The sequence below is a fragment of the uncultured Campylobacter sp. genome (assembly GCF_938018145.1).
GTDB lineage: Bacteria > Campylobacterota > Campylobacteria > Campylobacterales > Campylobacteraceae > Campylobacter_A.
On sequence record NZ_CALIII010000114.1, the window covers coordinates 1 to 9,611 of the forward strand.

Consider the following 9,611-nt stretch of genomic DNA (forward strand, 5'->3'; position numbering starts at 1 on the left):
ATTAGTTTATACAGGGATAACTAGAGCTAGACAGAATATTGTAATTATTAATTTAGGGAATACTGAACTTTCTAATTTTTTTAGTAAAAAATGCTCAGCAAAGAATTTTTATTGAAAGTTTAATGATATTTCGCAAAAAAACACAGTTAAAATTCCAAGGAGTTTCTCTGTACGCAAACCGCATCAAAAACCTCACACTACTGACAAATTTAGTTAAATTGCATGTATTGAAGCCCCCGCCTAAAACCTCCGATGTGCAAAAGGCCGCCGAAGATGCAGTAGCTCAGGTCAAAGCTCTAGGCGGTAGCGGCGGCATCATCTCGATCGACAAGCACGGACACACGGGCTTTGCATGGACGAAAGATAAGCTCGGCATGTATCACGGCGAAGCAAGACTCGGAGACAAACCGATCGTCTACTGGCCGCTTGGCGAGAAATGATCAAATTTGCCCCGCCTATTTTGACTCGGGCGGGGTCAAATTTAGTTAAATTTTGATTTTATACATAAATATGCAGTCAAATTTAAAGCGGCAAAATATAGCTTGCCACTCAAATTTAGCCTACTTTACGCTATTTTCAGCCTTAAATTTAGCCAAAAGCTCCTCGTCGCATTTTGGGCAGTATTCATGCTCGCCGCTGATATAGCCGTGCTTGGCGCAGACGCTAAAGACCGGCGTTATCGTGATGTATGGCAGCTTGTAGTTATTTACCACGCCGCGCACGAGGTCTTTGCACGCTTCGGCCGAGCTGATACGCTCCTTCATGTATAGGTGCAGCACCGTGCCGCCCGTGTAGGAGCTTTGCAGTTCGTCTTGCAGATCGAGCGCCTCGAACGCATCGTCGGTGAAATTTGCCGGTAGCTGCGTGGAGTTGGTGTAGTAGATATTTTCGCCAAAACCGGCCTGGATGATGTCCGGATAGCGCTTTTTGTCCTCTTTAGCAAAGCGATACGTCGTGCCCTCGGCAGGCGTGGCTTCGAGGTTATAAAGGTTGCCGGTGCTCTCTTGAAACTCGCGAATTTTACCGCGTAAAAACTCGATCATCTCGATCGCAAACTCTCGCCCGAAATCGGTCGCTATGTTTTCTTTATCATTCGTGAAATTTCTCAAAAGCTCGTTCATGCCGTTGATGCCGATGGTGCTAAAGTGGTTGTTAAAGTGCTTTAGATAGCGCGCGGTGTACGGATACAGGCCGCGTTCGTACATCTCTTGGATAAAGGCGCGCTTTTTTTCGAGCGTGGATTTGGCTAAATTTAGTAGATATTCAAGGCGCGTGTAGAGTCCCTTTTTATCGCCTTTATATAGATAGCCCAGGCGAGCTAAATTTAGCGTCACGACGCCGATACTGCCCGTCATCTCTGCACTGCCAAATAGCCCTCCGCCGCGCTTTAGCAGCTCGCGTAAATCTAGCTGCAAGCGGCAGCACATCGAGCGCACGTGGCCCGGCTTATAGGCTTTGTCGTTTGCGACGCGGTTGCCGTTTTCATCGACCGTGTACTGAGAGCCGACGAAATTTTGAAAATAGCTCGAGCCCATTTTTGCCGTGTTTTCAAAAAGCACCTTCGCCACCTCGCTGTCCCAGTCGAAATCCTCGGTGATATTTACGGTAGGGATCGGGAAGGTAAAGGGCTGCGAGCACTTGTCGCCCTCGGTCATGATCTCGTAAAAGGCCTTGTCGATGCGGTTCATCTCGGGCTCAAAGGCGCGGTAGGTCATATCCGTTAGCTTGCCAAAACCGCGCTTGGCGGCCTCCTGCGCTAGCTCCGTATCCTCCAGATCGCTAAATATATGCCTATCCTCGCGCGTCGGGATCTGATCGCGTAGATCGGACGGGCAGGTGATGTCGATCGTTACGTTGGTAAACGGACTCTGGCCCCAGCGAGCCGGCACGTTTAGGTTAAAGATAAAGCTCGTTATCGCCTTTTTGATCTCTTTATCGCTTAGCTTGTCGCGGAAAACATAAGGCGCTAGATAAGTGTCAAAGCTACTAAACGCCTGCGCGCCCGCCCACTCGCTTTGTAAAATTCCTAAGAAATTAGCCATCTGATACAGCGCTTCGCGGAAGTGCTTGGGCGCCTTGCTCTCGACCCTGCCGCGCACGCCGTTAAATCCCTCGTTTAGTAGCGCCCTTAGACTCCAGCCCGCACAGTAGCCCGTGAGGCAGTCTAGGTCGTGGATATGATAGTCGCCGTTTCGGTGCGCGAGGCCTTCTTCTTTGCTATACACCTTATCTAGCCAGTAGTTAGCGATAACCTTGCCCGCGGTGTTGTTGATGAGGCCGGCGTTTGAGTAGCTGGTGTTTGAGTTTGCCAGGATGCGCCAGTCGGTGCCGTTGATGTACTCGCTGATGGTTTGGGTGGAGTTGATGTAGGTGGTGTCTTCGTTTAGTCCTAAAATTTGCTCGCGCTGAAGCTTGTGCGTGTGGCGGTAGAGCATAAAGCTCTTCATCACGTCGAAGTGTCCCGCGTTAAAAAGCGCCTTTTCGATGTAGTCTTGCACGTCCTCGACGCTCAAAACTTCGCTGTCAAACACGTGCCCCATCACGTCTAAAAAGACCTTGTCGTCGTACTCTTTGGACTCGCTTTCAAAGGCTTTTTTGATCGCGTCTTGGATTTTATACGGGAGGTATTCTTGCTTCGTGCCGTCGCGTTTTAGGATAAATTTCATTTCATTCCTTACGTTAAATTTTGATGATAAATTTGACGAAAGTATAGGCAAAGTTGGCTTAAAATTTAGTGACCGAAATTTGCTCTCCGGGCATTTTGAAAATGTCATTTTTAAGTTTAAAATAGCTTTGAAAGCACGTATATTTGGGGATTTTATAGAGGGCTTATAAATTTTAAGACAAAGCTATTTTTGATAAGAGATATTAAATTTTAGCGAATTCGAAAGCAAGCTAAAAAACAAGCGAAAGTTCAAATTTGACGAGATTTTGCGGGAGTTAAATTTGGTAAATTTGAGGGAGAGAAAGTCCCGCCGTAAAATTCGGCGGGAAAGTTTTTATTCGTCGTATCTTAAGAAAATATCCTCGCCGCCTTTTGCAAGGTTTAGGATACCTTCGCCGCGTTTAAACGTTATCTCTGTACCGATATCGTCGTTCGCTAGTCTTACGCCGCTTGCAGTGGCTGCGTTTTTAAGGTTGATTTTGTGACCTTTGCTGTCTTCTAGCAGGGCTGTGTTAAATTTATCGGTAGAGCTTAGTCTAACGACGTATTTTGGGTCGTTTACGCCCGTAAATTTAATAACTTCAGCTTCTGATTTGGTGATCTGAGCTTTGTTTGCGCTCTCGCTTTTGTGCGCGTGGCAACCGCTAAGCATAGCAACTGCAGCAAAAGCCGCCAAAGATGAAACTAAAAACTTCTTCATTTTCGTCCTTTTTTGTGAAATGAGACTCGAATATTACTTCAAAATAGTTTATATAAAGTAAACTTAGCCAAGAAGGAGTCGTTACTCAAGGCTAAATTTACTCGCGGACTTACGCTTATTTAGAAAAATAAGCCGCCGCAAATTTATCGCCGCTCTTAAAAAACTCGCGAAACCGGCGAATTTTTGGCATTAATGGCAGCCGCAACCGCAGCAAGATTTCGCGCCGCCGTGAAGCTCGGTAACGTAAAATTTAACCGAATTTAGCCCCTCTTTTAGCGCCCACTCGTAAGCGCTCGAGACGAAATCCCAGTTGATATTTTCAAACAACTTCTCCAAATACGCCGGGCGCGCGTTTCTGTGATCGACGTAGTATGCGTGCTCCCAAACGTCCGCGACTAGAAGCGGTACGAGGCCGTCAGTTACCGGAGTTTGCGCGTTACTTGTTTGTACGATTTGTAGTTTGTCCTCTTTTGGATTGTAAACTAGCCACGCCCAGCCGGAGCCAAAAAGCGTAGTCGCAGCCTTTAAAAACTCCTCTTTAAAATTTGGAATATCTTTTTCTAGGCGAGCTTTTAGCTCGTCGCTCATTTGGCTTTTTTTCGCGATGCAATCCCAGTAAAAGTCGTGGTTATAGACCTGAGCCGCGTTGTTAAACACGCCGCCGGAGCTTTTTACCAAGATATCAAAGAGGCTAGCGCCCTCAAACTCCGTACCTTTTATCAAATTATTTAGGTTATTGACATAGGTTTGGTGGTGTTTGCCGTGGTGGTAACTACAGGTTTCCTCGCTGACGACGGCGTTTGCTTTCGGATCGAAAGGCAGTTTTCTAAGTTCAAACATAATTTTTCCTTTGTAATAAAATTTATCCGTATTATAGCAATAAAAAAGTAATTAATTTATTAACGCGAAAACAAACCCGCCGATGCTTCCGTTTTATCAAATTTAACTCGTCTCGCCGCACGAAGAGGTCAAATTTGATAAAAATAATGTGTATTTTCGTAACACTTAGTCTTTTTATCGTTATATTTTACTTTGGCTTGCTCTCAAATTTGACTGTCAAATTTGAGATATTGTTACTTATTTACACATAAATTTGAAATTTATTGCAAAAAGTCGAAACATTTTCACGCAGCCGCTTTTTTATGAATTATAATTGCACCTAGCTGAATTAGCTAATCTTTTAAAAAGGATCACAGATGAAAATTAAGTTACTTTCCGCACTGCTTCTTTCTTGCGCGCTTGCGGGCAGCGCGTTTGCCGCAGGCAAAACATACACGATCAAATTCGCCCACGTCGTGGCCGCCTCTACGCCAAAAGGCAAGGCTGCCGATTTTTTTGCCAAACGAGTCGGCGAGCTTAGCGGCGGAGCGATCAAAGTCGAGGTATATCCTGCCGCATCGCTGATGGACGACGATAGAGTTTTTGGAGCGCTAAAGCTTGGCAACGTACAGATGGCCGCGCCTAGTTTTTCTAAATTTACGCCGATAGTGCCGCAGTTTCAGCTATTTGACCTGCCGTTTATCTTTAGAGATAACGCCCATCTTTACGCTGTTCAAGACGGCGAAGTCGGACAAGCTCTAAAAGATATGATCGCTAAAAAAGGCTTCATCGCGCTTGATTTTTGGGACGCAGGATTTAAGCACTTTAGCTCGAGCAAAAAACCGATCGTAGAGCCTGCGGACGCTAAGGGACAAAAATTCCGCATCCAAAGCTCAAAAGTGCTTGAAGAGCAGATCAAAGTAGTCGGCGGCAACCCGCAAGTATTGCCGTTTTCAGAGGTTTATCCAGCCCTTCAACAAGGCGTAGTCGATGCGACTGAAAACCCGCTATCAAACTTCTACAACTCCAAATTTTACGAGGCGCAAAGCTCTTTAACGCTATCAGGCCACGGATATTTGGGATATTTAGTCGTTATGAGCGAGAAATTTTGGAAAGGCTTGCCTGATGATATGAAGGCTCACGTAACGCAAGCTCTAAAAGAAGCTACGGCTTATGAGCGCGAAGAGACGGCTAAAGAAGAAGAGCATATTTTAAGCGAGCTTAAAAAATTCGCAAGCGAGAGCAAAAAACTTGAGATCATCGAGCTAAATGCCGATCAAAAGGGCAAATGGGCAGAGGCTATGAAGCCGATTTATCCGAACTTCTACAACGTGATCGGTCAAGATTTGATAGAAAAAACGATAAATACGAAGTAGGATTTTATGGGTAAATTTTTTGAGATTTTAGATGTCGGCATCGCCTCGGTAAACAAAACCGTGGCGGTGCTAGGCATCGCCGCAGGCACGCTGCTAGCCTTCATTAACGTCGTTATGCGCTACTGCTTTAACACGGGCTGGTCGTGGGCCGGCGAGCTAACCAACTACCTTTTTATCTGGTCGGCGTTTTTTGCCGCAGCATACGGCTTTAGAAAGGGCATTCATATCTCGGTTACGATTTTGATCGAGAGATTTCCGCCCATCGTCGCAAAGGCCTATCTCATCTTTGCAAATATACTAACGACGGCATTTTTGATGTTTATCGTAGTTTATAGCGTGCAGTATCTACAGGTGATGATCGAGCTTGATTTCATGAGCGTGGATCTAGGCGTGCCGCAGTGGATACCTATGCTGGTGCTTCCGATAGCGTTTCTGGGCGCTAGCTACCGCGCCGGAGAGAAAATTTTCCAGATTGCTATGACGCCGGCCGATAAGGTCATCGTAAATAACGAAGCCGAGATGATACGCGACTCGGTCAAGAAAAGCTAAGGAGAGCCTATGACCATCGCATTTTTATTTATCTCGCTGTTTGGTCTCATGCTTATAGGCGTTCCCGTCGCCGTTTCGCTTGGAGCTAGTACGGTTTTAACGATGCTGCTTTTTACCGATCTTGACGTCGCGGCGATGCCTCAGCTTATCTTTGACGGTATCAATAAATTTGCCCTCATGGCGATCCCGATGTTTATCCTAGCCGGAAATTTACTGAGCAAGGGCGGCTCTGCTAGACGCATTATAGATTTTGCTAAATCCATGGTCGGACACCTACCGGGCGGCCTACCGATGAGCGCGATATTTGCGTGCGTGATATTTGCCGCGGTTTCTGGCAGCTCGCCAGCTACGGTCGTAGCGATAGGATCTATCATGTTTGTCGCTATCAAAGAAGCCGGCTATCCGAAAGAGTACGCCGTGGGCGGCATCACAACCGCGGGCTCTCTAGGCATCCTCATCCCGCCTTCGGTCGTTATGATCGTTTACGGCGTGACGGCCGAGGTCAGTATCGCGCAGCTATTTATGGCGGGCGTGGTGCCTGGACTGATGCTAGGCGGTATGATGATAGCGCAGACTTATATCGGAGCAAAAAGACTCGGATTTAAAGCTACTACGCCCGAGCCTTGGAGCGAGCGAGTAAAAAAATTCGGCAAGGCGTTTTGGGCGCTGCTAATCGTAGTAGTCGTTATCGGCGGTATCTACGGCGGCATTTTTACACCGACCGAGGCTGCGGCGGCGAGCGCGATATATGCGCTGATTATTTCGCTGTTTGTCTATAAAGATATCAAATTTAAAGACCTGTGGGACATCTGCCTAGAGTCTGCCATCACGACGGCTATGATATTTTTTATCATCGCAAACGCGGTCGTGTTTGCGTATCTGCTAACTAGCGAAAACATCCCGCAAACGATAGCAGATAGCATCCTAGCCGCAAATATCGGCAAGATCGGCTTTTTAATCATCGTAAACATCCTGCTTTTCATCATGGGACAGTTTATGGAGCCATCATCGGTCGTGATGATCATGGTGCCGCTGTTGCTACCGATCGCGACCGCGCTAGGCGTGGATCCGGTGCACTTCGGCATCCTACTAATCGTAAACATGGAAATCGGCATGATCACGCCGCCGGTCGGACTAAATTTATTCGTCGCCAGCGGCCTAACGGGCATGAATCTAAAAGACGTCATCGTCTCATGCTTGCCGTGGACTTTGACGCTATTTGTCGGACTCGTCCTGGTGACATACATCCCGGAAATCTCGCTTTGGCTACCGAGGCTGATGTACGGAGGCTGATTTAAATTTGCAAATTTACGGCGCCGCCCGGGTCTGTACAGCTCGGCGAGCGGTCCGTAAATTTGATACCATTCTTTACATTTCCGTCAAATTTACACTCAAATTTAACCGACCTAATTTATAAATTTAAACTCGGCGCAAATAGCTAAATTTAGCCGTTTCCAAAGCCTAGTTAAAGCTCGCCTGATGTATCACAACCGAAAAACAAAAAGAGGGCAGTCATGTACCGCGTCAAACTGCATATTTGTTTAACCCAGGATATAAAAAATAAGCTTGAGCAATATGGCAAAATCCCGCCCAGACCGCGCTTTGAGCACAAATTTGAGACGCTAAAAGACGCCTGCGACATCCCCACACCCATCCCAGACGAGCATCAATATCTAATCATCGCAAGCGAAGATTGCGGGTTAAATTTAACCGAGCTAAAAAAACGTATCGGCGAAAACGGCTTTTTGGCGATTTACGCAAAGGATACCGCAAAGATAACGAGCGAGCAAAAAGAGGCCGCAGATGAAATTTGGCCCCAAGCTGCAAATTTAGACGTCTTTTACTTTGAAAAAGCGCTAAATTTGATAGCCGAGCGCAAAGAGGCTTGGCTACAAAAAACATGGCTACAAACGCTGATAAACTCATCTCCGGATATGATCTGGTTTAAGGATATGGACGGGCTGCACCTGGAGGTAAACGACGAGTTTTGCGAGGTCGTAAATAAACCAAAAGAGCTTGTGTGGGGCAAAGATCACTACTATATCTGGGATATCCCTAAAGAGATCTACGAGCAAACAGACTACATCTGCGTTCAGACCGAGGACGACGTCGTCGCAGCGCGCAAGACCTGCCTTTTTGACGAGGAGGTTATGCGCACAGACGGCAAACTAAGCAAGCTAAAAACATATAAAACGCCGATATTTGACGGCGAGACGATCATCGGTACCGTAGGTATCGCTCGCGACGTGACGAAAGAGTACGAGTATCTGCAAAATATCGAACATCTAGCCCACTACGACCAGCTCACGGGGCTAGCTAACCGCAACCAGCTGGACGCATTTTTAGACAAGCTAAAAACCACGCATATGAGCATACTTTATATGGATTTAGATCGCTTCAAGCAGGTAAACGACGAGCATGGGCACCAGGCGGGCGACAAGGCTCTAGTTGCGATCGCGGAGTTGATAAAGGAGATTTTTAACGACGCGATGAACGTACGCATCGGCGGGGACGAGTTTATATCGATATTTACCGACGGCGCGAACATGCAAAGCATAGCGCCTCGCGTGCAAATTTTGATCGACCGATTTTTTAAAATTTGTCAAGAAAATCCGCTATTTAACGGACTATCCGTGAGTGCGGGTATAGCAGAAGGACAGATCGGGCACGGCTCGTTTGACCTGCTACTTCAGCGCGCCGACGATGCTCTTTATAGGGCTAAACACGCGGGTCGCGGCACCTACTGCATAAATCCCTGGGAAGACTTTGAGCAAAAATAAATTTTGCTAGCGTTTGTCGGCCGGCAACTACGCGGCACGAATTTACGGCGACTCGTCAGCGTCCATGCGGTTTGGCGGCTGACCGTAAATTTGATATCGCTTCTTATCTTTTACTCTAAATTTTATTCAAAATTTGCCGATATCGTTAAAAAGCCAAATTTTAAAAGGACTTTAGATGATAAGTGGCGTAAACGGATTTAACGCAAACGTAAATTATGATTTTAGTAGCTCTCATGGGCAAAATTTAAAGACGCATGAGGAAAAAGAGGTAGCGAATTTAGCACCAAATTTAACGGCACGGATTAATTACGATACGGTAAATCCAAGCGAATTAGACTACGACTAACTAAAAATTTGGGCAGACAAGGTTGATCCAAGTAATCTAACCGGTAAAAATTTAAGCATGTGGCTGAGTGCGAAAATGGAGTTTGATAAGTTGGAGGACGGATGGCGTAAGGAACTCGGACTAAAGCCCGGCGAGCCAGTAGCCGTGAGGAGGATATTTTCGCTAAGCGGCTACACGAGAGACGATAAAATAAGCGTCTGGGGCAAAATAAACGGACTCGACTCATCGGTGAGTAAAGAAAAAGCCGCCGAGCTAAAAAGCTTCATCGACAGCACAAGGGTTTTGATCGCGCAAGCGGGCGACCCGTCCGATATATTTAGGCAGGACGTCTTTAGCGTGGATAAGTTTTTGAGTAAATTTAACGTCGATTTGGGCG

9 protein-coding genes and 1 pseudogene are annotated in these 9,611 nt (G+C 46.5%); 7 read left to right on the plus strand and 3 right to left on the minus strand.

All coding sequences use genetic code 11. The features are described from left to right. Positions 1-254: 254 nt before the first annotated feature. Complete coding sequence (locus tag Q0338_RS02465) at positions 255-440, plus strand: hypothetical protein (RefSeq protein ID WP_298085378.1); 186 nt, start codon at positions 255-257, stop codon at positions 438-440. A 120-nt stretch (positions 441-560) separates the two neighbouring features. Here Q0338_RS02465 and Q0338_RS02470 read toward each other — a convergent pair whose 3' ends face one another. The 3 genes from Q0338_RS02470 to sodB form a co-directional block, all read right to left on the minus strand. Beyond that, a complete protein-coding gene (locus tag Q0338_RS02470) occupies positions 561-2,666 on the minus strand; it encodes a ribonucleoside triphosphate reductase (protein ID WP_298085379.1) in 2,106 nt (701 codons plus the stop codon). A gap of 333 nt (positions 2,667-2,999) precedes the next feature. Beyond that, positions 3,000-3,365 (minus strand): hypothetical protein, encoded by a 366-nt coding sequence (locus Q0338_RS02475; protein WP_298085380.1) that lies wholly within the window; start codon positions 3,363-3,365, stop codon positions 3,000-3,002. A 189-nt stretch (positions 3,366-3,554) separates the two neighbouring features. Then, the gene (gene sodB, locus Q0338_RS02480; RefSeq protein WP_298085381.1) at positions 3,555-4,205 is read right to left on the minus strand and encodes a superoxide dismutase [Fe]; all 651 of its coding nucleotides are present in this window, start codon (positions 4,203-4,205) and stop codon (positions 3,555-3,557) included. Positions 4,206-4,561: 356 nt separating this feature from the next. On the opposite strand from sodB, the gene Q0338_RS02485 reads away from it, so the two are divergent. The 6 genes and pseudogenes from Q0338_RS02485 to Q0338_RS02510 all read left to right on the plus strand — a co-directional run. Next, the gene (locus tag Q0338_RS02485; protein WP_298085382.1) at positions 4,562-5,560 is read left to right on the plus strand and encodes a DctP family TRAP transporter solute-binding subunit; all 999 of its coding nucleotides are present in this window, start codon (positions 4,562-4,564) and stop codon (positions 5,558-5,560) included. 6 nt (positions 5,561-5,566) lie between these two features. Next, positions 5,567-6,109, plus strand: coding sequence for a TRAP transporter small permease (locus Q0338_RS02490; protein ID WP_298085383.1), 543 nt, complete (start codon positions 5,567-5,569; stop codon positions 6,107-6,109). A 9-nt stretch (positions 6,110-6,118) separates the two neighbouring features. Then, positions 6,119-7,402: a TRAP transporter large permease subunit gene (locus Q0338_RS02495; RefSeq protein WP_298085384.1), complete on the plus strand. Its 1,284-nt coding sequence runs from the start codon at positions 6,119-6,121 to the stop codon at positions 7,400-7,402. A 221-nt stretch (positions 7,403-7,623) separates the two neighbouring features. Next, positions 7,624-8,889 carry a sensor domain-containing diguanylate cyclase gene (locus Q0338_RS02500; RefSeq protein WP_298085385.1) on the plus strand — a complete coding sequence of 422 codons (1,266 nt, stop codon included), beginning with the start codon at positions 7,624-7,626 and terminating at the stop codon, positions 8,887-8,889. A 175-nt stretch (positions 8,890-9,064) separates the two neighbouring features. After that, a complete protein-coding gene (locus tag Q0338_RS02505; protein ID WP_298085386.1) occupies positions 9,065-9,235 on the plus strand; it encodes a hypothetical protein in 171 nt (56 codons plus the stop codon). A 75-nt stretch (positions 9,236-9,310) separates the two neighbouring features. Next, a pseudogene (locus Q0338_RS02510) lies at positions 9,311-9,611 on the plus strand (hypothetical protein); the annotation flags it as partial.

Excerpts from the sequence above, each read along its gene's own strand:
- Q0338_RS02470 (WP_298085379.1), bottom strand. The coding sequence starts at position 2,666 with ATGAAATTTATCCTAAAACGCGACGGCACGAAGCAAGAATACCTCCCG.
- Q0338_RS02475 (WP_298085380.1), bottom strand. The coding sequence starts at position 3,365 with ATGAAGAAGTTTTTAGTTTCATCTTTGGCGGCTTTTGCTGCAGTTGCT.
- sodB (WP_298085381.1), bottom strand. The coding sequence starts at position 4,205 with ATGTTTGAACTTAGAAAACTGCCTTTCGATCCGAAAGCAAACGCCGTC.
- Q0338_RS02485 (WP_298085382.1), top strand. The coding sequence starts at position 4,562 with ATGAAAATTAAGTTACTTTCCGCACTGCTTCTTTCTTGCGCGCTTGCG.
- Q0338_RS02490 (WP_298085383.1), top strand. The coding sequence starts at position 5,567 with ATGGGTAAATTTTTTGAGATTTTAGATGTCGGCATCGCCTCGGTAAAC.
- Q0338_RS02495 (WP_298085384.1), top strand. The coding sequence starts at position 6,119 with ATGACCATCGCATTTTTATTTATCTCGCTGTTTGGTCTCATGCTTATA.
- Q0338_RS02500 (WP_298085385.1), top strand. The coding sequence starts at position 7,624 with ATGTACCGCGTCAAACTGCATATTTGTTTAACCCAGGATATAAAAAAT.
- Q0338_RS02505 (WP_298085386.1), top strand. The coding sequence starts at position 9,065 with ATGATAAGTGGCGTAAACGGATTTAACGCAAACGTAAATTATGATTTT.